The sequence below is a fragment of the Paenibacillus arenosi genome, from assembly GCF_014841135.1.
Lineage (GTDB): Bacteria > Bacillota > Bacilli > Paenibacillales > Paenibacillaceae > Paenibacillus_B > Paenibacillus_B arenosi.
This window is the reverse complement of the sequence record NZ_JACYTN010000002.1, coordinates 578564-604472: the sequence shown is the minus strand read 5'-3', so window position 1 is coordinate 604472 and position 25909 is coordinate 578564. Positions and strand designations below refer to the sequence as shown.

Annotated in this window: 20 protein-coding genes; 11 read left to right on the top strand and 9 right to left on the bottom strand. The window is 42.1% G+C overall.

Going from position 1 to position 25909, the window contains the following annotated elements; all coding sequences use genetic code 11:
• Positions 1–61 precede the first annotated feature (61 nt).
• Together IFO66_RS05860 and IFO66_RS05855 are read left to right on the top strand one after the other, a co-directional pair.
• Positions 62–2206, top strand: a complete 2145-nt coding sequence (locus tag IFO66_RS05860; protein WP_192024206.1) for a penicillin-binding transpeptidase domain-containing protein — start codon at positions 62–64, stop codon at positions 2204–2206.
• 78 nt (positions 2207–2284) lie between these two features.
• Complete coding sequence (locus tag IFO66_RS05855) at positions 2285–2878, top strand: GNAT family N-acetyltransferase (RefSeq protein WP_192024205.1); 594 nt, start codon at positions 2285–2287, stop codon at positions 2876–2878.
• A gap of 97 nt (positions 2879–2975) precedes the next feature.
• Here IFO66_RS05855 and IFO66_RS05850 read toward each other — a convergent pair whose 3' ends face one another.
• A complete protein-coding gene (locus IFO66_RS05850; RefSeq protein WP_192024204.1) occupies positions 2976–3833 on the bottom strand; it encodes a DegV family protein in 858 nt (285 codons plus the stop codon).
• A gap of 324 nt (positions 3834–4157) precedes the next feature.
• Here IFO66_RS05850 and IFO66_RS05845 point away from each other — a divergent pair, with 324 nt between their 5' ends.
• Together IFO66_RS05845 and IFO66_RS05840 are read left to right on the top strand one after the other, a co-directional pair.
• Positions 4158–4730, top strand: a complete 573-nt coding sequence (locus IFO66_RS05845; RefSeq protein WP_192024203.1) for a hypothetical protein — start codon at positions 4158–4160, stop codon at positions 4728–4730.
• Between the two features lie 199 nt (positions 4731–4929).
• Positions 4930–6654, top strand: coding sequence for a discoidin domain-containing protein (locus IFO66_RS05840; RefSeq protein WP_192024202.1), 1725 nt, complete (start codon positions 4930–4932; stop codon positions 6652–6654).
• 80 nt (positions 6655–6734) lie between these two features.
• Here the strand turns inward: IFO66_RS05840 and IFO66_RS05835 are convergent, their stop codons facing one another.
• Positions 6735–8363: a glycoside hydrolase family 9 protein gene (locus IFO66_RS05835; RefSeq protein ID WP_192024201.1), complete on the bottom strand. Its 1629-nt coding sequence runs from the start codon at positions 8361–8363 to the stop codon at positions 6735–6737.
• A gap of 243 nt (positions 8364–8606) precedes the next feature.
• On the opposite strand from IFO66_RS05835, the gene IFO66_RS05830 reads away from it, so the two are divergent.
• Positions 8607–9653 carry an SGNH/GDSL hydrolase family protein gene (locus IFO66_RS05830; protein ID WP_225445541.1) on the top strand — a complete coding sequence of 349 codons (1047 nt, stop codon included), beginning with the start codon at positions 8607–8609 and terminating at the stop codon, positions 9651–9653.
• A gap of 75 nt (positions 9654–9728) precedes the next feature.
• On the opposite strand, the gene IFO66_RS05825 is transcribed toward IFO66_RS05830, so the two are convergent.
• Positions 9729–10619 carry a glycosyltransferase gene (locus IFO66_RS05825; RefSeq protein ID WP_192024199.1) on the bottom strand — a complete coding sequence of 297 codons (891 nt, stop codon included), beginning with the start codon at positions 10617–10619 and terminating at the stop codon, positions 9729–9731.
• Positions 10620–11335: 716 nt separating this feature from the next.
• On the opposite strand from IFO66_RS05825, the gene IFO66_RS05820 reads away from it, so the two are divergent.
• Together IFO66_RS05820 and IFO66_RS05815 are read left to right on the top strand one after the other, a co-directional pair.
• Complete coding sequence (locus IFO66_RS05820; RefSeq protein ID WP_192024198.1) at positions 11336–12331, top strand: hypothetical protein; 996 nt, start codon at positions 11336–11338, stop codon at positions 12329–12331.
• A 37-nt stretch (positions 12332–12368) separates the two neighbouring features.
• Positions 12369–12611: an acyl carrier protein gene (locus IFO66_RS05815; RefSeq protein ID WP_192024197.1), complete on the top strand. Its 243-nt coding sequence runs from the start codon at positions 12369–12371 to the stop codon at positions 12609–12611.
• Between the two features lie 134 nt (positions 12612–12745).
• Here the strand turns inward: IFO66_RS05815 and msrA are convergent, their stop codons facing one another.
• Positions 12746–13720: a peptide-methionine (S)-S-oxide reductase MsrA gene (gene msrA, locus IFO66_RS05810; RefSeq protein WP_192024196.1), complete on the bottom strand. Its 975-nt coding sequence runs from the start codon at positions 13718–13720 to the stop codon at positions 12746–12748.
• A gap of 394 nt (positions 13721–14114) precedes the next feature.
• Between msrA and IFO66_RS05805 the strand changes: the two genes are divergently transcribed.
• Positions 14115–14825 (top strand): TerC family protein, encoded by a 711-nt coding sequence (locus tag IFO66_RS05805; RefSeq protein ID WP_192024195.1) that lies wholly within the window; start codon positions 14115–14117, stop codon positions 14823–14825.
• Between the two features lie 209 nt (positions 14826–15034).
• Here IFO66_RS05805 and nhaC read toward each other — a convergent pair whose 3' ends face one another.
• The 5 genes from nhaC to IFO66_RS05780 form a co-directional block, all read right to left on the bottom strand.
• Positions 15035–16438: a Na+/H+ antiporter NhaC gene (nhaC, locus tag IFO66_RS05800; protein WP_192024194.1), complete on the bottom strand. Its 1404-nt coding sequence runs from the start codon at positions 16436–16438 to the stop codon at positions 15035–15037.
• 302 nt (positions 16439–16740) lie between these two features.
• Entirely contained in the window at positions 16741–17208 is a 468-nt protein-coding gene (locus IFO66_RS05795; RefSeq protein ID WP_192024193.1) for a RidA family protein, read from the bottom strand.
• Positions 17209–17289: 81 nt separating this feature from the next.
• Positions 17290–18918 carry an N-acyl-D-amino-acid deacylase family protein gene (locus IFO66_RS05790; RefSeq protein WP_192024192.1) on the bottom strand — a complete coding sequence of 543 codons (1629 nt, stop codon included), beginning with the start codon at positions 18916–18918 and terminating at the stop codon, positions 17290–17292.
• Positions 18919–18993: 75 nt separating this feature from the next.
• Complete coding sequence (locus tag IFO66_RS05785) at positions 18994–20166, bottom strand: alanine racemase (protein ID WP_192024191.1); 1173 nt, start codon at positions 20164–20166, stop codon at positions 18994–18996.
• A gap of 2 nt (positions 20167–20168) precedes the next feature.
• Positions 20169–20819 carry a PAS domain-containing protein gene (locus tag IFO66_RS05780; RefSeq protein ID WP_192024190.1) on the bottom strand — a complete coding sequence of 217 codons (651 nt, stop codon included), beginning with the start codon at positions 20817–20819 and terminating at the stop codon, positions 20169–20171.
• Between the two features lie 175 nt (positions 20820–20994).
• On the opposite strand from IFO66_RS05780, the gene IFO66_RS05775 reads away from it, so the two are divergent.
• The 3 genes from IFO66_RS05775 (at position 20995) to IFO66_RS05765 (ending at position 25882) form a co-directional block, all read left to right on the top strand.
• A complete protein-coding gene (locus tag IFO66_RS05775) occupies positions 20995–22797 on the top strand; it encodes a cache domain-containing sensor histidine kinase (protein ID WP_192024189.1) in 1803 nt (600 codons plus the stop codon).
• A 76-nt stretch (positions 22798–22873) separates the two neighbouring features.
• Positions 22874–24442 carry a response regulator transcription factor gene (locus IFO66_RS05770; RefSeq protein ID WP_192024188.1) on the top strand — a complete coding sequence of 523 codons (1569 nt, stop codon included), beginning with the start codon at positions 22874–22876 and terminating at the stop codon, positions 24440–24442.
• 123 nt (positions 24443–24565) lie between these two features.
• A complete protein-coding gene (locus IFO66_RS05765) occupies positions 24566–25882 on the top strand; it encodes an extracellular solute-binding protein (RefSeq protein ID WP_192024187.1) in 1317 nt (438 codons plus the stop codon).
• Positions 25883–25909: the final 27 nt, after the last annotated feature.

The following is a 25909-nucleotide window of genomic DNA, read 5'->3' as shown; positions in this document are numbered from 1 at the left end:
TCAGCATTTGATGGCCGTGCACGTTATTCATTATTCTAATTTGTATGGAGGGCTGCGTAGTATGCTGCATAATAAACGGATTCGGATTCGGTCACTCGTTCTAGGCGGCTTCTTCATACTATGTGTTACCGTCATTTTAATAAGACTTTTCTGGATTCAAGTGGTCAATTTTGAATTTTATGAACAGCATAACAATAAGACGTGGGCGTATGAGGTTAAAATGCCTGCACATCGTGGTGATATTGTTGACCGTAATGGAAAAGTGCTTGCTGCAAGCGCGCCGTCTTATCATGTCGTGCTGCACCCTGAAATGGTTAGAGATAACAAACGTGAAGCGGATGTTGCGCGTGAACTATCACGACTATTAGGAACAACAGAGTCCAAGGTGATGGAGCTCGTTAATAAGAAAAAGACGCAAGTTGAGTTACACCCACAGGGTCGACATTTGCCTTATGACAGATTGGAAGAGTTCAATCAAACATTTGGACAGTCTCGTATCCAAGGTCAAGATATAGTGTTCTATGAGTACGGTGTACGTTTGCAGAGAGATACGAAGCGCTATTATCCCTATAATGAGACAGCGGCGCATATTCTCGGATATATTGATCGAGAAGGTAAGCCGATTATGGGGATTGAAGCTGAATTGAATCACGCACTATCTGGAAAAGACGGTTCAATCAAAGGACAGCGTGATCTCAAGGGTTATCCATTACCTCAATCGAAACCACAAGTCATGCAACCAAAAGATGGGCAGCAAGTACAGTTGACGCTCGATGTCGATATTCAGAAAATATTAGAGGATTCTATGCAAGACATGATGCGACAGTGGAATCCGAAGTTTGCAGTAGGTTACGTTATGGATCCGAAGACGATGGAAATATTAGCGATGGCAAGCGCACCGACATTCAATCCGAATTCATATTCGAAATCCGATCCGATACGTGATATGAAGAATAATGCACTGTATTCACGATTTGAACCGGGTTCTACGTTTAAGCTCGTGACGTTGGCTGCAGCTGTGGAAGAGAAGAAATTTAATGCTGAAGACAAGTTTCTATCTGGTAAAATTATCGTCGGAGGTGAGCCACTTCATGATGTTAAAAGAGGCGGCTGGGGCACAATAGACTATTTAACAGGAGTTAAAAAATCAAGTAATGTTGGTTTCGTTAAAATGGGTCAGGCTATTGGAGAAGATGTGTTTATGAGTTATGCCGATGCTTTTGGCATGAATGGAAATACGGGGGTTGAATTAGGCGATGTAGCGGGATTTGTTAGGTATAACCGACCAGTTGAATTTGCAACAACTACCTATGGTCAGGGTGGTGTAGTTATTAATGGACTCCAAATGACATCTGCCTATGCGGCTGTTGCCAATGGTGGTGAATGGATGACACCTCAACTGGTTAAAAGCGATATACCACCTAGTGATAGTAATGAGCATAAGGATGAGCGCAGGCGAGTTATATCCGTCGCATCAGCTAAACAAGTATCTGAAATTTTAGAAGAGGTAGTACTAGATGGAACTGGACAAACTGCCCAAATACCTGGTATTCGAGTAGCTGGAAAGACAGGTACGGCACAAAGAGCAAAAAGTGGCGGCGGATACTCAAAAACAACATGGTTGGTCTCCTTTGCAGGTTATGCTCCTGTTGAAGACCCTAAGTATGTCATTGGCATTGTTGTAGATGATCCTCAATTGGGTGGAGACTACACGTTGGCAAGTCAAGTTGCGATGCCAGTATTCAAGTCTACGATGGAGCGTAGTTTGCGCTTAAGTGGTGTAGTCCCTTCAACAGAGGAAAAGGCTAAGGCTGCTGCTAGGTATCAGCGAAAAATGCCGGATGTAACGAATAAGCCGGTTGGAGATGCGGTAAAGGCCATTCAAGCTGAAGGGATGAATATTCGTCGATTTGGCCAAGGGGGCGAAGTGTTGAAGCAATATCCATCTGCGCAAACAGCCCTTTCAAAAGGATCGACCGTATATATATTGACTGACAAGCCGGAAAATATTCCAACGCCTGTTTTTGATGGATTGTCGCTCCGCGATGTACTCGCTATAAGCTCTTTCCTTGGCATCAAGGTGAGGGTAGAAGGAGAAGGGTATGTAACGGAGCAGACCCAAATTTCCTCAGAAGGTGAGCCGACTGAAGTGATGTTAAAGCTAGCTTCTCGAACTGTAGCTACTCAACCTCCAGATTCTGGTTGATAATCATGGGGTGAAATGACTACAATCCTTCTTACTATTTTATATCATTGTAGACATATTAAGGTGGAGGGGCTTGCTATGCCGCATATTTTAGGACAGAGAATTCGGTTAAGAGAGTACCGTAAGGAAGATATCGAAGAAGTTCGCAAATGGGTAAATGACGGCACGATCACCTCTGGACTGCATGATCTTTTTCAAGCACCTCAATCGATGAATATGACAGAATCTTTTATAGAGATGAGAATGAAACCTTCCCAGAAGGAGTACGGTTTCGTTATTGCTGAGCTGGATTCAGAGGCGTACATTGGACAAGTTGATTTGCAAATCGACTGGAAAAATCGAACGGGTACGTTCGGTATCGTGATTGGTAATAAAGCCTATCATGGCGCTGGTTACGGTGAGGAAGCATTGCGCCTATTGATGGTGTTTGCTTTTGATCAATTAGGCTTGCACAGATTACAGCTGGATGTAATCAGTAACAATGAACGCGCATACCGAAGTTATAAAAGATGTGGATTTACAGAGGAAGGTCGATTGAGAGAGCGGATATATCGAGATGGAATGTATCTTGACTTCATCGCTATGGGAATATTGCGTAAAGAATTTTATCAGGATGAACGGAATCAAGTGTTTAGACAATTGGCAGCGTGGACTTCGCCGCAAGTAACTTAGATGGTTTGCTGTTAAATAAGGAAGAGAGGGAAGAAAAGCGACGATAGTAGTCGTTTTTCTTCCCTCTCTTTGTCGTTTCTTATGTGTAGTATAGGCTCTAGTTATTCGTTGCAAAGACGATACCGATCGTATTCGGTCCACAATGACTTGAAATGACACAGCCTGTATACGAAGTATACACGTGCTTAGCTCCCGTGAGCAGCTTAAGCTGCTCAACCACATGGGCAGCATCTTCATCAGAATAGGAATGAGTGACGAATATCGTGTCATTGTCCATTCGACTTTTCAAATTCAGAGGATTGCTTAGAAGCTGCTCCAATGCTTTTTCACGTTTGCCGCGTACTTTGCTGGCTGCAATCATTTTGCCATCTACGACTTTAATGACTGGACGAATGCGAAGCAGCGTTCCAATGATGTTCTGCAAGCTGCTGCATCTGCCACCCTTGTGCAAATAGTCAAGCGTATCGATGATGAATTCGGTTTCGATATGCTTTCTCATTTCTTGTATGTGTGGAATGATATCTTCAATGCTGTTTCCAGCTTCAGCCATACGTGCGGCACGCAGAACTTGAATACCGATCCCTGTTGATAAATTCATGGAATCAATAACATGAATACGTCCAGAATGTTCTTCAAGCATTTGAGATGCGATAATCGCATTTTGAATGGTTGAAGAGAGCTCTGTAGAAAGACCGATATAGATAATATCTTGTCCAGCTTTAACGAACGGTTCGAACTTTGCGACAAAGTCACCTGGAGATGGTGCAGCAGTCTTAGGAAGCTGACCGCCTTGATCTACCATTTCATAAAGTTTAGCAGGGTCCATGTCCACGCCATCTTGGAACGCTTGATCACCGAATGTCACATAAAGGGGGACAATCCCGATATCATGTTGTTCAATTAGTGATGGTGGTAGGTCGCATGTACTATCAGAAAATATTTTGATCGATGCCATTGTTTAACCTCCTGCAGCAATCTGACAATCTATCTATTATATAATGAATTCCCTCATAAAGACATCGTTTCTATTATACTTCAATTCTCTAATTCATTCACGCTTTAATATCTACCCTAATTATGGATGGAACTACATTCATTGTATATGAACGTATTCTATATGTGTGAGGGAGCTTTCTTGTTCATTGCTTGACTGCTGAATCAGCGGTATACTGATTCACGTATGCAATAGGGTAGAAATATAGAATGTAATGGTAAATGATTGTGATTAAAGATGTAAGAGACAACAGGAGATTATTTCAACAAGGGAGTCGGTTGGCGGATGAACCAAGAACAGCAAGCATTTAAAAGGATATTATGGGGGCTAGTCTTCTTAATTGATATTCGATTATGGGGGGTTGTCGATGTCCTTCCCGATGTTTTCGGAATGTTGTTAGTACTGAAGTCTTTGACAGAGCTGCAGCAAACAGCTCCATCTTTTTATCGTGCGAAGCGATTTATGCCTGTAGTAATCGTATTGACGGGTTATGAGTTTATTGGGCCCTTTGTAGCTGGATTAATGGGTGAACAGTTATGGTTGTGGTCTGCGATTGTGCAAAGTATCGCTATTTTGGCAACGAATATTTATTTAATCTGGCTGCTTACATCTGGTGTGCGTGAATGGGCGAATGGCAAGTCTTTATTGAAATTGGCTGATACAGCTAAGCGACGTGGTATGTTTTATGGTGCGATTAACTTATTTGGTACGATAATCATGTTAGCTTTTTCGATTGTATCTCCTCCGATTTTCAAGGCACTTGGTCAGCCGATGTCATTTTTGTATGTCGTAACGACGGTTATGATCATTGCGTTATTCAAACAAGCAGCTGCAATAGCGGCTGAAAATAATAAATAGAGAAATAGTATCCCCTCTTTAAGGAAAACACTAGAGAACGACGAAGTTCTCATTACGGTGATAAATAAGGAGGGGATTTTTTTTGCGTAATAACTTAAAATTCGACAACAAGATCTGATAAACAATTTCATTATTTTATAAATATAATGAAACTAAGTGATTTATGTTTAGCCTTATGACTATAGGAACTTTATATGGAATGATAGAAGATCGAGAAAAGGGTGATGGTATGAATCATTATTTGTTCTATCGTAGAAGTCATCTCAATTGTTACAGAATTTCAGTTGCTCATCTTTTGCTTCGTTATGGGCATCAAGCAGAACATCTTTTTTATAATTCCTATGAAAGTTCGGATAATTTATATAAAGAATTACTAGAGGAGAAAAAAGGCTTCTGGCTTTTAAATATGGAGTGTTTGGAAGATGCTGACCTTTTACAAGTAGGCGTGAAGTTTACGGATTTTGAGGGCTCATCTACCAGTGAGGCTGTGCGGTTTATTGAAATGAATTTGCATGATAAACATGTCGTGTTTGCTGGTTTAAAGCCTAAGTATTTTCCAGAGCTTCATTTTATGGATGGAGAATCTACGCATTATATGATGATAGAGCAGTTTGTGAATCAGGAACATGCTGTATTGAATGATATTCGACATGTTGCATCTGAAAGATACGATTCTGAATTTGTACTGAATGTAGTCAGTCAATTGGAGTATCCGCTCTTTTCCATGCATGTGCATAATATTGAGTTCACTGCTGAATCAAAGCAATTATTTCTTGATAGAGCGATTCAACAAATCATGAAGGAAACGGGAAGCTCCAGATTGTTTGATAAAGCTGTAGAAATGGTCAATCAGCTGCCATATGTGACGACGGAAGAGAGGAAAGACATCTTCCATACGTTAATACAGTTGTTTGTTGTGCTAGGTGGATCACGATATATGTTCTCCAGTTATGTTAACCTTCTTCAAGTACCCTCGTATGTGTCACCTATGCTGCATTACTGTTCTGATCTGGCGGAAGGGCTTAAAAATGTAATTATTAAAAAAGAAGCACAAATCCATATATTAAAACAGCCCGTGCAAATTGATGATTTGCTTGAGAGAGTGGCAGGGTTACGAGAATATGAGCGCTTAACATTACTTGCTTTGAAAAAAGAAATAGCACAGGATGCTGAAGCATCTTCGTGGAACAAACCCGAACAATTAGCAGCTGGTCCATCCCAATTAAGAGCACTGGCAATCACGAGCGATAGTATTGCTATTGAATGGGAAGCGCCAATGCTAGAAGATCATGTCATAGCATTTGAAATTACGATAAATGACATGATGGTTGAAACGAGAGTGACGAGATATAAGTTCCAGAACGTAAAGCCAGATACAGACTATCGTATCGTCGTTCGCTCTAAAGATATTTTTGGAAACGTATCGCAATTGCAAGCGGAGATTGAAATAAGAACTGAGCCTAGTATCCTAGGAGAGGATTGGGCTTTGAATAAAATGGTATCGGCCTCGTCTGTTGAACCAGGTTTTGACGGTATGACTTTTCCAGCTAACCATGTAGTAAATGGGAATAGTTCAACGCGATGGAGCAGCGAATTCTCGGAGCCGCAGTGGTTATGTATTGATTTAGAAGAGAGAGTGGCTGTTTCACACGTTGTTGTCCAGTGGGAGTATTCTTTTGCTACGAAGTATGAAATACAAGTGTCGGATGATAGTGAAACATGGGTAACGATCAGTACGAAAGAAAAAGAGAGAAGAGAAGGAGAAGAAGAGGTGGAAGTGAGCGAAGAGGTAATTGTTTGCCATGGTGAGGGCCGATACGTTCGCATACTTATGTTAGAAAGGGAAACTACATATGGATTTTCCATATGGAATGTAAATGTATATGGACAGAAGGTGGAAAGTGAGTCATTGTGCAAGGTTTAGTTTTTTTAGAAAAGAAAAGAGATTAGCTTCCGTCATTCAGTGATGTAACAAGTGTGTGAATGACGGAGCATCTCTCTTGCCTATTTCTGCTGCTCCCAATGAGAGAGTACGAATAAAGCAGGCGAATTCCAATAAATAGCTACTTCATTGGTGGCGTAACTATCTTCATGATCGATAAAGCATTGAGCTGGTGGCAGACCTTGAAGGCTTTTCTTGGAGATTTCATCATGTAAGCCAGCATTAGGCCCACCGCTAACAAGTCCAGGTACAGGGTCTGTAGTGTCATCTGCGATACTTGGGCGGTAATGCGGATGTTGGACAGAATGATCTCCGAAACCTGTAATATAACTTAGATCTAGCGAATTGCGCCCTGAAAGGTAATGAACATGATTCAATGCAGCTGCTTCATATCGTTTGTCTTCAAAAAAGCGATAGGCTATCAATAACAGCATAGCATTGTTCATGACCACTTTGTTGCTGCCCCAAATATACTCATCTTTAAGCAGTGAAATGCCATATCCGTCTGTTGAACTTTTCCAAAGCATATAGTCTGCTTCATTCCGAAGGCCACTTAACAACTGATCGTATAATTCGCAATCCGTTTGCGTAATATCGCTCAGTAGATAGGCTATACTGCCGTATCCACCTATATTGGACCAGCAAAGTCCAAATTTATGGAACGCTTCTTTGCTCATTGTCAACAATGCATCTTGATAAACGGGGTTATGTGTTGTAGCGTACAATTCACAAGCAGCCCAATAACGATCGTCTATGTCTTGTTGATCACTGTAATCGCCTGTACCTATATCAGGTGGATTGTGGAATGCGAGTACACCTGGATTGTTCATTAACCACTCCCATGCGAGAACAGATGCTTGAATACACTTATGTGCATATTTTGCATCAAATGGTTGGTAGATTCGTGCAGCCTTTGCCATTATCGCAGCAAAACAACCAGTTGCTGTCGATGAAATGGGGGAAAAGATAAGTGGCTCTAGATCGTGCTCAGGCAAAGTAGTAAGTGGAGGAAACTGATGTGTAGTAAGTTTGTGAAACACACCTCCGGACGGGTGTTGCATTTTAAACATCCAATCTAACTCCCAACGACATTCATGCAGTACATCTGGAAGGAATCCATCTGTTTCTGGAATAGGGACGGGACGACGAAAGGCGCTGGGATACAGCTCGTATGCGAGCAGCAGATCGGCAACCGCTTTTGCTCCAGGTACTATATATTTTCCGTAGTCACCAGCATCATGCCAACCTCCAGAGCAATCCAATCTTTGCTCAGGATTGTCATAAACGAATCCCTCTGCTAAGTGGCAGGCACTATGGTGCCATGGGCCAGCAAGTTCTGGTGTAAGTTCTTGTCCACAGCGAAAATAATAGAATGCTTTTAATAGTCCGTGATGAAGAGCGGTATACGGATGCGGCTGGATTGAAAATGGGGCAGAGGTCACGTTTTCTATTTCATGTTGTATATAGAATCTACCAATTTCATTCACCTCGCTAAAATCACCGAGAGCCACCATGTGACCGCTAGCAGGATCGTTGTTTAAGGAACTCGTTCGCCCTGTAAAAACTACTATCCCACTGCTTTCGTTCACAACATGAAAGGTTCCATCTTTGGTGAACACAGCTTGTTTAGTGCTATGGAGCGGATAACCGATCTGATTAACGACAATGGCACGATTGGACCTTCGATTCATGGAATGAGGCTCCTTTCTACTTTGTTTCCAAATAAATGAAGAAAACTAATCTTATTATAGCTTAAAATATCTATTGTTTTCTTCTTGTATGTTACAATATTTACGTATATCTTCCATTATCGTTGTGGGATACAAATAGGTTAGTAGTATGTTTGGCATTAGTAGAGACAGAACGGCCTTTGTAGCGTGAGTCTGACGATGACGCTAACGATTGCTTAAGGAGTGGACATAATAGTGGAAGTAATGAACAAGTATTGGCAGCCAATCGTGCGGCCGAGCGACGAACAGTTGAAGAGTTCTCAATTTAATATGCAAAACAGTATACGTTATGTGGGGAGAATAGATTGGTCAGATGATGGTGGACCTATACTATCTTGGCCGGGAAGTTCGATTGCAGCTCGGTTTGAAGGCTCTTCTATTACGATGTATATGACCGTGAAGCATAGAGATCACTCATGGGTTAATGTGAGCATTGATGGTGGCGAGCCTTACAAGCTCTACATTGATGCTGGGGTATCGGTATACACGCTGGCAACAGATCTTAGTGATGATGTACATACGATTGAAGTATATAAACGGACGGAAGGGATGTTCGGAAGTATTCAATTTATGGGCTTCACATTGTCTGACGGGGGGACTTTTCTAGAACCACCAGCACGGTTTACACGGAAAGTAGAGATTATTGGCGATTCAATAAGCTGCGGTTCTGGTAATGAAGGTAGGGAAGAGGATCTTACGAAGCCCGAAAATGAAAATAACGAACTTGCTTATGGCACGATTGCAACTCGTGCGCTTGACGCTGAGCATCACACGATAGCTGTATCTGGTATCGGCTTAGTCGTTAACTATGATAATAATCGAGATAACACGATGCCAGTACAATATGAAAGGCTTAATCCAATCATACCTGAATCAAGATGGGATTTTTCGAGCTGGATTCCTGATCTCGTTGTCATCAATTTAGGAACCAATGATAATAACTTTGCTATTGATCAACAAGAGTTTGTCACAACCTATTGTAAATTCGTTACACGTATACGCAGCAATTATCCTCAGGCGAAGATCATAATGGCACTTGGTCCTTTTCAACAATGGCCGCTTAAAGATTATGTTGTTGAGGCATGTGAACAACTTCGTGCGGCTGGCGATTTGAATATGTACTCACTTATATTTGATTTGATTGATACGCAGCGGGATGGGCTTGGTGAAGAGGGTCACCCGACTACGAATACACATGTTAAAATGGCAGATCAACTTACTCAAGAGATTAAGCGTATTATGGCTTGGTAAAATGGAATCGGTACAACAACAGGGGGGATACACTTGGCATCCCCCCTAGTATACATCCATGAAATGTATAAGCTATCAGACGATTTGCTGTTCTGCTAATAGTGCTCGATTGAGTTCGTCTATGTCATTTATCTCCATCCAACGTTTCAATTCTGGAGATGAATATTTGCTAATCAAATATTCTTTCTTTTTCTTCAGTTCCAATTTGCCCTTTTCTTCGTCAATTTCCCAGTCGTGCTCTTTCTCATGTGGGAAGTGAATGCTCATCGAAGCTCGTGCTAGTTTGATGCTAGCTCCATGCTGGAGAAGAGCCAGGGCTAGATCGATATCTTCTCCACCCCAAGTGGTGTAGTTCTCATCGAACATCCCGATTTCGAGCAGTGTTTCCCGAGGTACAGAAACATTACATGTCCAGAGTACAACAAATGGGGCAGGCCATGCTTCAAGATCGTCCCCGAACTCAAGATAGTGCCTCTCGCGAATATCAAGAATTTTCATATTGCGCAATGTTTCTATAGCACCATCTATAGAGTTATTTTCGACAACTCCTCGTATTTCCTCATGATTGCTAGTTGCCATGTCATAACCGTAAACATAGCCCAGCACAGCACTTGGCTGACTACTTTCTAGGTGAGCATTGATATGCTCTTGAATCGCATCTTTATGCAGAATAATCCCATTATCAATGAAAATGCATAGATTACCTTCCGCATTGCGAATACCTAGGTTGCGTGCAGCAGCAGCTCTGAAACCTTTGTCTTCTTGAAAAAAGTACTTGATGTTCAATAATCCATCGTATTTCCTCGCTAATCCTAGCGTATCTTCACTTGATCCATCGTCACAAATAAGTACTTCAAATTCATCCTTAGGAAGCTGCTGCTCGACTAAAGAATCCAATGAGCGTTTCAAATTGTTAATACGATTGTAAGTAGGAATGATAACTGAAGCTGAATAGATGTGTTCCATTAAAAGCCCTCCACTCATTTATATATGTATAAAATGTGAATAAACAATTAATCGAAAAGCCATATCAGTTACTATCATTTCTGTGCAAATCAAAGAAGTAATAGGATAGTAGTTACACAACAATATGTAAAGTAGATGGGAAATAATCTCCAAAGTTCAAGCGCTATAACAATTGACAGGAGATATAGTTAGCGGTATTCTTCTAGATATAGCAACTTATTAGCAATATTTTCATGCTGTTAATGATTTATTAAGAAGTATAAACAATTTAATTAAGAGAATCAATAATATTTACAAATTATTGGTGTATCTTTAGGTTGATTTTAGGAAATCTGCACACTCTCGGAAAGTGATACTTTGAATACTTGTTATGGGATGAACATGTATAATTAGATATTCTCGAGGCAAGCTCCTTTTTTTGTTTATGTATATGTTGATGTTTATCGATTCGATGAACAATTATGTATATCTTCGTATATTTATAACGTTTTCTTAATGTTCAAGTTTATGTAATGCTTGTGTTATTCTATTAAACTTCATCATAGATAATTCCTCATGTAAGGCTACAGGCTTTGCTTCGAATCATTTTAATTACACAACTAAGATCCTACCCACATGCTGCAAGTCATGGATACACGTTTATCTATCTTTTTATAGACCCGATGACTGACAACACTATGCCAATCATTCGATTATAAGGAAAGAGGTGCTCGTACATGCAGTATTCCATACCGTTAACACCGTACAATGACTTTTGGATGAATTGCATTTTGAACTCCCACTATACGATTGCAAGCCAGTTAGAACCAAGCTACAAATACGCCTCCTATATGAACGACTATTCTTATAAAACATGGGGGGCAGCTATTGATTATTCATTTATGACGCCTACCATCGAGGTGTTGGATTATAGTACGAACTGGGACAAGTACATATTGAGCAAAGTCATTGTTAAAGAAGAGTCAATCTTCTTTAAAGACATGGACCATTTTGTTGAAGAGCTTAAGCACATTATTTTGGAGAAGAAGCAGCTTGTTAAGATCCACGTTGACTTATTTTATTGGCTCCCTAAAAATATTGCGTGGGAAAAGTTTCACATGAGTCATTATTCCATCATTAATGGTTATGACCCTGAAACGAAAATGTACGCTGTCCTAGATGATGATATTGAAGGCTACCGTACTCATGAAGTGCCGGAGGAAAGGCTTATTCGTGCGTTTATGAATTCTACAGCGGTGACAACTCCAGCCAACGGAGAGCCGCATGCTTTTACTTATCAATTTAATGATGAAATTGAACCCTATCAACTATCGATTCAAGATGTAAGGCGCAATGCAGAACGATTGGTGGAAGAGTTAGCCCGATTCTCATTTGATGGATTATGGGATATTAAGGCAGCAACGGATCAGTTTGACGATTATATTAGTATTTCTTTAATAGGCATAAATATTATTGAAAATCGTCAGCTCGGCAACAGCTTTTTGATTCAATCATTAATTGAATTAGGCCAGATAGACGAAGCGTTAGGCAAAGAAATGATTCGGGCAAACAAGCGCATTCAACAAGGTTGGAAAGCTATCAAGCAAATTTTCATTAACAAAACACTATCAGATGATAAACAATTGAATCTGAACCTACTCCATGCAAAGGCGAAAGAATTGCTTGAGATGGAAAAAGAAATGTGGTCGTTGACATCAGTAGCTTCAACATAAAACGGAGCAATCTTATCAAATAATATGGGGTGGAAATATGGAAACAACAGTAGAGTTCAGAGTTCGTGAAATCTTTAAAACGTATAGTGTCGTTATGTCCGAGGATGAGTTGGATACGCCAATTGATGAACTGTGGGGCATCGATTCCATTACTCACGTGCAAATATTGACTGCAATCGCACAAGAATATAATTTCAAAATATCAGATGAAGATTTTTTATTTTCTGATCTCACGACTTTCCATAATATCGTAGCATTCGTGAAGAAAAAATCAGCGTGATACTTGTTAGCTCAAATGTGTGAATCACTTTGTTGTATCGAAAGAGCACCTTTTCAGCCATACATGAGATGGGTTGAAGGGTGCTCTGTTTTTGATGGGAATGAATGATACAACATTATTAGGATGTTTTTTTCTCAGGCAAACATTGACACGAATTGCTCATAGCCTTCTTCCTTCAGTCTAGAAGCAGGAATAAAGCGTAATGCTGCCGAGTTTATGCAATAGCGAAGTCCTGCTGGAGTTGGACCATCATCAAATACATGCCCCAGATGCGAATCTCCAAAACGACTGCGCACCTCTGTTCTGATCATACCATGGGTCAAATCCAGTTCCTCTGTAACGTTAAAAGGGTGAAGGGGCTTTGTGAAGCTTGGCCAGCCGCAGCCTGAATCGTATTTATCCACGGAACTAAATAATGGTTCGCCAGAGACGATATCCACATAAATGCCTTCTTCTTCGTGATCCCAGAATTCATTTTGGAATGGGGGTTCAGTAGCGTTATTTTGTGTAACGTGATATTGCATGGGATTTAACTTGTCTCTCAATTGATGTCGTTCATCATCACTGACTCCCCAATGTTCTGCGATGAATGCATCTCTTCCTGAACCTTTGCGATATCGTTTATAATGAGCTGGATTTTTCTTGTGGTAATTCTGGTGATAATCTTCAGCTTCATAAAAGATTGCAGCGGGTACGATCTCAGTGGAGATTGGTTTATTGAATCTTCCACTGGCTTCAAGCTGCTGCTTGGAATGCTCCGCTAGCTCGCGTTGTTGTTCATTGTGATAAAATATGGCTGTCCGATAGGAGCGTCCACGATCATAAAATTGTCCTCCAGCATCTGTGGGGTCAATTTGCTTCCAAAAAAGTTCAAGCAGCTTTTGATAAGGAAAAATATGAGGATCATATGTAATCTGCACAGCTTCAGCATGACCCGTAGTTTCTGAACATACTTCTTTGTAAGTGGGGTTTTCGGTGTGACCGCCAATATATCCGGAGACGATCCCGTGTATGCCTGGAAGTTGTTCGAATGGTGTCACCATGCACCAGAAACAGCCGCCAGCGAATGTTGCTTTTTCTAAGTTAGATGCGGCAGAGTTGTTACTCACAGCAATCACCTCTCCAAGTTATTTTGTTAACATCATAACCAAATCATACCCGATATTGCAATTGTCCAAGCAATCTCAAATAAGTTAAAAAAGTTGGTAAAAATACTCTTGAACTTATAGTTTACCCGTGATATTATTATTACACGTTAAAGCACGTGACGGTTGGTATTTACACAACATCATAACTCCATAAGGGGAGTAGCTATACAGTATAGTCGTCATTCCAGGTTGCGCGGGCGTGCACCTCGGCTATGCTGGCAACGAATTCGTTGTTTGCGAGACCTTGCCGACAAAAAGGTAAAGGTCTCTTTTACGTGCGCCGTTACTTTTTTGGGTAGCGGCGCTTTTATATGCAAACGATATAAGGTACAACGACCAAATGAGGGGGATTACAATGGAACTATTTTCAGTGGAATGGTTCGGGGCATTACTTAGTATTATTTTGCTGGACCTTGTCCTAGCAGGTGATAACGCACTCGTTATCGGTATGGCTGCTCGTAACTTGAAGAAAGAAGAGCAGAAGAAGGTTATTTTCTGGGGAACATTTGGAGCGGTAGCTATTCGTGCAGTAGCAACGATCTTCGTTGTTCAATTGCTCAATATTCCAGGGTTAATGGTAGTAGGTGGTTTGCTTCTTCTCTGGATCGCTCTTAAGTTAATGCTTGAGGACAAAGGACATGAAGAAGTCAAAGCTGCTAGTACATTAATGGGCGCTATTCGTACCATTATTATCGCAGATGCTGCGATGGGTATCGACAATGTTATCGCGGTTGCAGGTGCTGCAAACCATGACAATATGCTTGTTATTATCGGTCTTTTGATTTCTGTTCCAATCGTTGTTTGGGGAAGTACGCTTGTTATCAAGTTGATTGATCGTTTCCCAGTTGTTATTACAATTGGTGCTGCAATTCTTGCCTTTACTGCTTCCAAAATGTTCGTTGGCGAAGGCTTCTTGAAGCCATACTTCGAAAATCCGGTTGCAAAATACAGCTTCGAAGCAGCTGTTGTAGTTCTTGTAGTAGGTACTGGTCTTCTTATTAAACGTAGCCGTGCTGCAAAGAAAGCTGCGCAAACAGCTGAACCTGCACATAAGCGTGCTAACTAAAATATACACACGGCTGAGCGGGTAAATACCTGCCTCAGCCTTTTTTATTGCGATTCATTAGAATATGCAATACGTAGGGATGAAGTTCATGGACTTCATAACGGATGTAGAGTTATCATTCATCATGCAAATCCGGTCCGTACAAAATGACTAATGAAAACAAAAATAAACCCTCTATTCAAATGAGCAGAGGGTTTTACATTCATTCGCTATTCCGTCTCGTGTAGGGTTCGACGGTTCAATCCTGGAATAAGTGCAAACGCGAATGTACACAATGGAGATATCCAAAGGAACAAGGCAAATGGTGCGTAGGTGAGAACATCCATACCGATTGCACTTGTCATCATTGCACCACTAACGCCCCATGGGACTAATGGATTTACAAGTGTTCCACAATCCTCTAATGTTCGTGAAAGCGTGAGACGAGGAATGCGTCGTTGTTCATATTGCTCTTGGAACATTTGTCCTGGAATTAGAATGGACATGTATTGTTCACCAGTCATAAAGTTTACACCAATGGAGCTCAATCCGGTTGTTACCACCATCGTTTGTTTCCGTTTAATGCGGGCCATTAACGGCTCAATCCAAGAGCGAATAACCCCGCCGTGCTGCAGCAGTCCACCGAATACAAATGCAATCCCTATCAAAGAGATGGACCACATCATGGAGTCGATGCCTCCGCGGTTAATGACAGGAGCAAGCGTCTCAAGTTCAAAGTTTATTCTTAATCCACTTTGCATCGTTTGCATCCACATGGATACGTTCCAATTGCCTTGTATGAAGCCTGTAATAACCAATGCTGTGCCGATTCCCATAAGCATCGTTAACAAGATGGGAATACGCTTCAAAGATGCAATAAGTACGATAACTAACGGAAGTAAATTCAACGGATGAATATGGAATACTTGTTGAAGTTCCTGTTTCATCGCAATAATGGAACTCATATCATTTGCTGTACTATGTCCAAGTATGGCAAAAGCGACGATTGTTATAAGGAAAGCAGGAATTGTCGTTTTCGTCATATTGCGAATGTGACTTGTAATGCTAACTCTTGAAACAGCTGCTGCAAAGTTCGTCGTATCTGATAATGGGGACATTTTGTCACCGAAGCAAGCACCTGAAACAACAGCACCTGCCACAAGAGCAGAATTGGCACCCATAGCTTCAGAAATTGCGATGATAGCGACTCCAAATGTAGCTACCGTTGTAATCGAGCTGCCGATGCTCATCGAAACAACTACAGTCAAGAGCATAGCACTTAAAGCAAACCATTCAGGTAAAAAAAAGTTTGTGCCGTATACAAGCATGGCTGGAACCGTTCCACTCATCATCCATGCCCCGATAAGAATACCGATCAGCGACAATAGCATGACAGGTTGAATGGAGTCTTTCAAGCCGCGAACGGCGGATTGTTCAATCATTTTCCAACTTTGGCCGCATAATTTCAAAGCGAGCGCAGTGCCGATGGCTGCAATTAATAAAGGCATATGCGGTTGAGCTTGCAAGCCGAGTATGGCATACAACAGCCACCCAAGGACAAGGACGAAGATAGCGGCTCCTTGCTGCCATGACAGGGAAGGTGGATGAGGCTGTTCAGTGTGATTGTGATTCATGGTGCATTCTCCTAATCTAGATGTTGTCTATTTTATCTCAAACTGCTTTTTCACTTGCACGCTTACACGCTTTTATGTGTTAAAGTCATTTAATATATAATTTAATTTACTTCTCTTTCTATAATTCGTCAATAGAAAAAATAGGAATAATTGCGAATGCTAATAAAAAACCTTCCAAATCCGTATCAGGACAAGGAAGGTTTTATGAGTTGCTTTAATTTCTTTGAATAATAAACATAATAACAATTACATAATTATTAATTCTATTTAATAGACTATGCCAAATTATAGACTGTTTCTTATTAGTTGTCTTCCACTTCAACGATAATCTCGATCTCTACAGGCGTGTGGAACGGAAGATCGCTTGTACCGATAGCAGAACGTGCATGGCGCCCAGCTTCTCCAAAGATGTCAATGAGCAGGTTGGATGCACCGTTGATTACATACGGTTGGTCTCCAAAGCCTGGAGCACTATTAACGAAGGCAAGCATCTTCACGACTTGTTTCACGCGATCAAGATCGCCTACTTGTTGTTTAACAACAGCTAGTGCATTAATGATACATTGACGCGCACAATCTTGACCTTGCTCGATCGTTAAGTCGCTACCAACTTTACCTTCATAAATAAGCACACCATCAACACGGCAGTCCATACCAGAAGTGTAAACAAGGTTGCCTGTTCTACGGCTTGGTATGTAAGAGAATTTTGGCTCTCCAACCTCTGGTAAAGTAATTCCTAGCTCTTGTAAACGTTGTTCGATACGTGACATAACATTCATCTCCTTTAGTATAGGTAATGGAAGTAGGGAACGATTTATCGAATGATGTATCGATTTACATTCCTGACTGATTTAGTGTCCACCACAGCAATGACGGACTTGGCGAGCAGCTCGCAGCATCTCGCCAGCATATACATTACGGAACTGTCCATGTTCCATCGTCCATTTTCCATTGACGAAAACATGGGAGATACCGTGAGGGTATTGTCTAGGATCTTCAAAAGTTGCCGTATCCTCAATCGTTTCAGGATTGAAAATGACCATGTCTGCTGCATAGCCAGGTACTAATAGGCCCCGTTTGCCAAGACGGAAACGTGCAGCAGGATACGATGTTAACTTGCGTACAGCATCCTCAAGCGTAATAATTTTACGTTCTCGTACATACTGGGAAAAAATACGAGGGAACGTACCATACAAACGCGGATGCGGTTTGCCTGTCTCACAGTGAAGACTATCAGAAGCAACCAAAGAGTAAGGATAGCGAACGACTGCATCTACGTCATCAGTTGCCATATGATAATAGACTATCGTTACTTTCGCTTGCTCTTCTAATAGAAGATCCATCATTGCATCAACTGGATGTATGCTACGTTTCTCAGCTATTTCGGCAATTGACAAGCCTTCCAGTGATTTGTTGTTGTCGCTGTGTACCGCAGAAACAACGACACTATGCCAGCCTGTTGAAGCAACGAGATTGTCCCAGTCATCTTGTTCTTCCGCCAACTCTTCATGCAGACGTTGGCGAATGCTAGGCTGCTGAAGAGCTTCCAGTACGCCAGCAAGTCCTCCTTGGAGCAGCCATGGCGGCAGCACTGTAGTCAAAGTTGTCGATCCGGCATGATAAGGATATACATCACAAGTCACATCCATGCCGCGTGCTCGCGCTTGATCGATACGTTCCATCGCTTCTTGTACTTGTCCCCAACTACGTTTGCCAGCAGCTTTGAGGTGACTAATATGAAGCGAAACACCAGATTGCTCCGCGATCCAAATTACTTCGTCGATAGAAGGCAAGAGATGACGGCCTTCACCACGAATATGAGTGGCCAGCAAGCCTCCATATTGTGCGACGACACGGCATAGTTCAGCGATTTCATCACGGTTAGCATAGCTGCCTGGTGCATAAAGGAGTCCAATAGATAGGCCGATCGCTCCAGCTTCCATTCCTTCCTTCACGATCGCTTTCATCGCTTCAAGCTCTTCCGCTGAAGGAGGGCGGTTGTCAAACCCCATTACACCGATGCGCAGTGCACCGTGGGCAACGTAAGTCGCCATGTGCTCAGCTGGTTTCAATTGATGAATCGCGTCCATATATTCGCCAACAGATTTCCAACTCCATTGATGTTTCGTTGTACCGATAACGGGTGTTATATACTCTTGTAACATAGCAGCGCGCTCAGGAACGAAAGGCGCAGGAGCAAGACCACAGTTGCCGACAACTTCGGCAGTAACACCTTGCTGCATTTTAATACCGCTTTCAGGATAGTCCATAATCATTAAATCTGAATGACAGTGGCCATCAATGAATCCTGGTGTTAACAATTCGCCTTTAGCATCAATGATTTGAGCGGCACTGACATCAACAGAACCAGGACCTCCCACATGTGTAATGAGACCGTCTTTAACGCCTACTTCACCCCAGAACCATGGATTCCCAGATCCATCAGCAATTCGAGCTTGTTTCACAATCAAATCGAGCATGGCGCCCTCGCTCCTTCATCCCAAGTTGTAAGTGTAATAAGATGTAGAACCTATTTCATGACTATTCAACAACAACTACCAGTTATGGCCTCTAGCCGCGATGTTCATTTGAGAAGGACTCTCCGTGCCATGTATCCAGACGTTGTTATACAAATTTAAAGAACTGCAAATATGGTTTGGAATAATATGCAGTCGATCTCCAACCTGCACGGAATGACCAGGCTGAATGCGGATGACACCGTGCTCTTCTGAAAGCCGCTCTAACACAGCATCGGGATATTCTACAATATGCCCAAATCCTTTCATAAAGAGAGGAGCACCGTTAGGCTGAACATCAGTAGCGAAAGCTTTGCTGCCGCCATCAATGACAAGCTGATCTTCATAGGGACAACTGACAACCGTTACTACGATAGTTGCGGCACAATCATGACGATCCACGAGATCAAACGCCATTTGCATGCGATCATTGAAAATATAAGTGCCTGGTCTAATCTCGGACACACCAGCTACTGTACCAGCTGTTAACCCCGTAGGGGAGGAACCGACACTAATATCGTGAATAGAATGACCCGCTTGTCGCAAAGTGTCAGCTACAGCCAGCATCAATTCGCTTTCCTCCACGCCAGCAGCATGCAAATCTGTAGTTGCTTGACCAGCGAGCATTGCACCTCTAAAGGTAAAGATTCCTGTTAAATCCAAATGAGGGCAGGCTGCGATACGATCGGCAGTTCGAACAGTAGCATCACCACTAACTCCTGTCCGACGAAGACCAGTGTCAATTTCCAGTCTCACTTCTAAGCGAACTTGAAGCTCTTCGGCGATTTGATTAAGTATAACTGCACCAGCTTCACTATCTACACCAACTATAATTCGTGCACGTTCTTGGAGCGCTGCTGCTCGACGTATTTTAGATGGCGTGACAATCGGGTAGGCGATAAAAATATCCGTAATTCCTTGCTCAACCATAACTTCAGCTTCAGAAACTTTGGCTACTGTAATTCCTATTGCCCCCATGTCCAGCTGTTTCTGCGCAAAGTAAGGCATTTTATGCGTCTTAATATGGGGCCGTAGCTTAACACCCAGCTTGCTTGCCTGCTCAGCCATTCGTTTTAAGTTATGATCTACTTTACGCTCATCAATGAGAACAAACGGTGTTTCGGCTTCCGCTAAAACGGGAAATGAATCGATTGCATCAGTACTATCACAGGTTTGAATTCCGCTTGATTGAGTCAAGTCACTGTGTTCCATTGCTATTCCTCCGCATTCCATTGTTTAACTTCATCTAGATAGCTATAGAGTGAATATTTGGATATCCCAAGGTACAGACAAATTTTCTCGCTGGACTTCTTAATAAGGAAAGCGCCCTTTTGGTCCAATAGAGCAATCATCTTCATTTTATCTTCCTTGCTCATGACAGCTACTGGCTTGCCTATTACATCTTGTGTTTCTTGAATAAGCACGTCCAACAAATCGTTTACGTTGGTAACGAAAGATTCTTTGACATCGGTTTGCAAGTTGGTCATCGTGATCGATTGCAGCGTCTTCTCCGCGATCATAAGACTAGTAATATCAAAATTGATGCAAAGTGATCCGATAATAGTTCCATCTTGATTGTTCATATACAGCGAAGTTGAGCGAAGTAAGCGCCCGTCTTTCGTTTGTGTGACATAGTTCAGCTTATGACCATTCTCTGTAGAGCCGCGAAGCAGTTCCAAGCCAAGATTCGTCCCTGGGTCTCCAACTTTTCTGCCTGTAACGTGGCCATTTTCGATGGCAACAATCGTTCTATCATAAGGAAGTGTCAGATCATGGAGCACAACCTCGCAATTGTCTCCAAATTGAGCGGCGATGCCTTTTACTAAAGCTTGAAGGAATGGGAGTTCATCTTGTATCGATTCCACTATCGCTTGACCTCCCTCTCAGCGTACAATAATGATAGGTTTATCAGAAATATTTGGTAAAGAACGCTTATAGCTTATCACACTTTTTTAGCTGATCAAACAAAAAGTTTTTCTCCCTAACAAAAAGGCATCATGATACAATCATTCATTAAAAGGAAGGCGAGGGGAAAGCAAAATGCAATGGATCGTTCGTTCGCTTCATCGCAAAATGTCTTTCATTCTTATTTTTGCAACTATGGTCCCCATAGTGTTACTAGGCTTCATTTCCTATTACACAGCATCAAAAATAACAGAAGAGAAAGTAACGATGTCCAATTTGAATACATTGCGACAAATCAATTCGTATATGGAAACGATTGTTCAGGATGTAGAGAATATGTCGGTCTTTCTTATCGGACAAGAACAAGTTCAATCATATTTGAGTAAAACGAGAGCGACTGCAACTGAAGATTTAGATTTGACGGGATTTTTAACGAATTTAGCTTTTTCAAAGCGGTATATTTCGGAGATCCGCATCATCTCGCTACAAGGAATGCCAGAGGTCAACAACAATACCATTCTTGAATCCTCTTTATTTCAAGTTGCGGATATGTCGGAATCGTACTGGAAGCAGCATCCTAAATGGTGGTCGCCACCCTTAGAGTCCACCACGAGCGCAGGTAAGAAGCGTTCTGTATTTCTGGTAAGGCCCATTCGTGACTTGAATACGTTTAAGACACTAGGCATGTTATCGATTGGCATTGATACTGCGGTGGTGAGCGAGCAGCTGCGTGTGGCTGTACAGGAGCATGGTGTTATGTTTTTACAAAATGAACAAGGTCAAATTATAGCATCTAGTACAACAGAACTTGATCATGATGTACTTGCAAAAATACGGCAGCAGCCTAAATTGCAGGGCTATTCGGAACAAATGTGGGAGATGGACAGCGGCTCAGGGCGCTACATCGTCATCGCAGCGGACGTTCCACTTATTTCATCGTGGCAAGCCTATACCGTCATACCTTACGATGCGTTTAGTGCACAAAATCGATATGTGTTATTGCTAACAGCTGTTGCAGTTGGACTGGCACTGCTAATTACAGCATTTGCTGTCATGTTTTTTGTGAAGCAGGTAACGAAACCGTTAATTAGGCTTACGAGGTATTTAGCAACGATAAATCCCGAGCGTGTATATCGTAGATTGCCCATTGAGACGCCAGATGAAATTGGACAACTTATTAAAACATATAATCGACTAAGCGAAAATATTGGACAGCTCACTGAGCAGGTGAAGATTAATGAAGCGATGAAGAAAGAGGCTGACTTGAAAGCACTTCAGGCCCAGATTCAGCCCCATTTTTTATACAATACGCTTTCTTCGATACAGTGGATGGCATGGATGAATAAACAAGATCAAATTGCAGAAATGGTAGGTTCTCTTAGTGATTTCTTGCGATTTAGCTTAAATCGTGGTGTAGAAGTAACCAGTGTTAGACAGGAGATCGAGCATGTTCGAAATTATATGAATATTCAAGCTATTCGTTATCCGGAACGATTCGATATGGAAGTAAATGTGTCTCCGAACTTATTGGAAAAGCCTATACTCAAACTGCTGCTGCAGCCGCTGGTCGAAAATGCACTACTTCACGGTATTTTAAAGGACGCTATGAAACAGCGCGGGCAAATCATGATCGATCTACGTGAATGCGAAGAAGGATGGATGGAATGTCAAGTGTGTGATAACGGAGTTGGAATATCGGAGGAACGTCTTAACGAGCTGCAAATACATATGTTGAACATCGCTGATGGAAGACGGGGGACTTTCATTCCTAGCGATCCACTATTGGAAGCGGATCGGGCCGTACATGGAAGCGGGTGTGGATTAATGAATGTTCAGCAGCGCCTTCTACTCCATTATGGAACTTCTTCGCAAGTAAGCATCAGCAGCCAAAAGGAACATGGAACATGCATTATACTGCGCTTTAAAGGGGAATGGTAGTTTGTATTTTTAGTAGCGCGAAAGTCAAGCCAATACTAAGGCAGCAATTCCATCATGAGTGGCGGGGGGATTTAAAATGAAAGCATTAATCGTAGACGATGAGGTCATTATTCGTAATGGATTATCTCAAGTAATTCCTTGGCAAGAGCTTGGGTTTGAGCTGCTTACTCCGTGCCAATCAGCTGAAGAAGCGATGAAATTGATAGCAGAGGAGAAACCAGAGCTCGTATTGACTGACATTCGAATGAATGGTGTCGATGGATTAACGCTTGCGGGTTATATACGTGAATGCAGCCCGTTAACAGAAACGATTGTATACACCGGTTATGATGACTTTAATTATGCACAGCAAGCGATCCGTCATGGGGTATCGGATTATTTGTTGAAAACATCACGGCCAGACGATATCGTTCGTGCAGCGCTCAAGGCGAGAGAAAGAATAGAATCTCGTCGTATGGAGCAGGTAGAGCATGCGAAAAGAGAAGGGTCTTATCGTGATCAATTGCTGCGCAGATGGCTATCCGGCCAATTATCTGTAGAGGAATCCAGACATGCTGCTGAATTGCTAATTCATGAGTCTCGTTTGTCTAGTCATTCTAGCGCAGATCAACCAGAAGGTTATTACGAAGTCGCAGAATTGAAAGTAGAGGGCTGGGATTCCAAAGAAGAATCGCTGCTCCTATTTGCAGTTAGCAATATGCTGCGTGATTCGATCCGTTGTGCGGTGCTCCGAAATGATGCTCGCTTACTTGTTGTACGTTATGAAGCTTACCAATCCTGGGTACATGAGTGGGAAAGGTTAATTTCTATGATTGAGCAGCAGCTCAAGTGCAGGCTGTTCGCGGGAATAGGGCGTGCGACTTCCTTAGTGGAAGGCGTATGTCATTCTGCAGTCGGTGCAGCTAAAGCAACTTCCTACCATGTTATAGCAGCGAAACAGAGAACGATGAGGGTCGAAGAGGCAGAGATGCGAACAGGACTCCCGTTATTAAGGCATGCGGAAGATGAGTCTGGCCTGATCCAACAATTAAAGTCTGGAAATGCTAGCGAATTGAGGTGCTGGATATCTGAATTTGTAGATCGGCTTACGAGTCACCCACAAGCGACACCACATTCGCTGCAAAATTATGTGAGTTCCTTGTTTATAGGGATTCAACGTTGGATGGATCGAATGGCCGAAGATGCTTCTGATAACATGCATCAGTCAATCTGGCAGATAACGATGATAGGTACTGCAGGTTCCATGAATAGAGAACAATGGGAACGAGAACTTTATGCCGCTTTACAGCAGGCTATGCAAAGATATGTTCATCTAGTAAGCAATACTTCTCAGTCTGTTATTTTAAAAGCAAAGCAGTATATTCGAGAGCATGCTGATGGTACGCTGACATTGAAGCGGGTTGCCGACGTCGTTCATGTCCATCCTCATCATTTGAGCGAACGATTTAAGATTGAAACCGGGATGAACTATATCGAATTTGTAACGATGGTGCGAATGGAGCGTGCTTGTGAGCTGCTGCAAAATACAGAGCTAATGGTAAATGAGATCGCTAGAATTGTTGGATATGAGGATGTTAAATATTTTGCTCAGCTGTTCAAGCGCTATATGAAATGTACACCCTCTGATTATCGTCTAAAAGCCTGAAAAAGTTCCCGTACGCATCGGAAAAATATCCCTCACGCTAAAAGTAAGCGCTTCCTTATAATTGACTCATTACCTACTCCTGCACAACAGGAGAGGCAGAACTATTAACAGGGGGGATTGTTAATGCGTAGAAATTGGATGATTGTACTCACTTTGCTTATCGTTGTTACGATGTTTGCAGGATGCTCTGGAGATAAGGGAGCGACTGGAATTAAAAGTGCTGAAGGGGATAGTATCAAGCTGTCACTTTGGCACAATTTCACGGGGGATGATTTGCGTGCTCGAACGATGAGAGAAATCATTAGTGAGTTTGAAGCGGCTAACCCAGGTATTAAGCTGAATGTTCAGGCGATCCCGCCAGACGGTTATCGAGCTCGTCTAAAAACGGTGGCAGCGGCAAATGAAATGCCAGACGTATTCATTATGTGGCCAGGGGCTATGACGAAGGAGTTTCAAGGAGGAGGCCTCATTCAACCTGTAGATGAATTGTTGCAAGCAAACGCGACTTGGAAAGATGGCTTTTTGCCAGGTTCATTTGATAATTTCACAATAGATAACAAAGTGTATAGTGCTCCAATGAGCTTGACTCCAACCTCTATTCTCTATTACAACCAGTCTATTCTTGATAAGCATGGAGTGAAAGTGCCGCAAACATGGGATGAGCTGTTACAAGCTGTCCGTACATTAAAGGCTGCCAAAGTAACACCAATAGCACTTGGAAATAAAGCGGCGTGGCTGGCTCAATCCAGTATTCTCAGTTCATTAGCTGATCGTGTTACAGGTACCGAATGGTTTATCAAAGCCGCTGCTCAAGACGGTGCAAAGTTCACAGATCCAGAGTTTGTACGTGCGCTTGAACTATTACAGCAGTTGCAGCAGGAGGGCGCATTCCAAGAAGGCTTTAATAGTATGGATAACACACAGATGGAAATGATGTTTGCTCATGGTCAAGCGGCTATGATGATCGATGGCGGATGGGCCTTGACGAATTTGACGGCTAATGCAACACCAGATGCGATTAAGCAAATGGGTGTAACCGTATTGCCTGCTATTGCAGACGGAAAAGGTGATCCAAATACAACTTCAGGTGTAGTTGGGGTTGGACTTGGTTTGAGTGCAAAAACGGAGGGCAAGGTTAAAGAAGCAGCTCATAAGCTCATTTTTGCAATGTCCGGTCCTGAGGCTCAAAAACGTACATTGGAATCGAATCAGTTGGTCAGCTATAAGGTTGAACTGGATAAGAGTAAAGTATCACCTATTTTCTCCAAAGTTTATGAACTGGTTAATGACATTCAATTTACGCCTGTCTACGATGGCATGCTCACAAGTGCAGGGGCAGACGTAGTGAATAACGGGATTCAAGAGCTTCTTATGGGTGGAGATCCAAAAGCAATCGCTGCAAAAATTCAAGAGGCACAAGCTAAATCACTCGGCAAGTAACGTACATGAAGTCTAAAGAATGAGAGG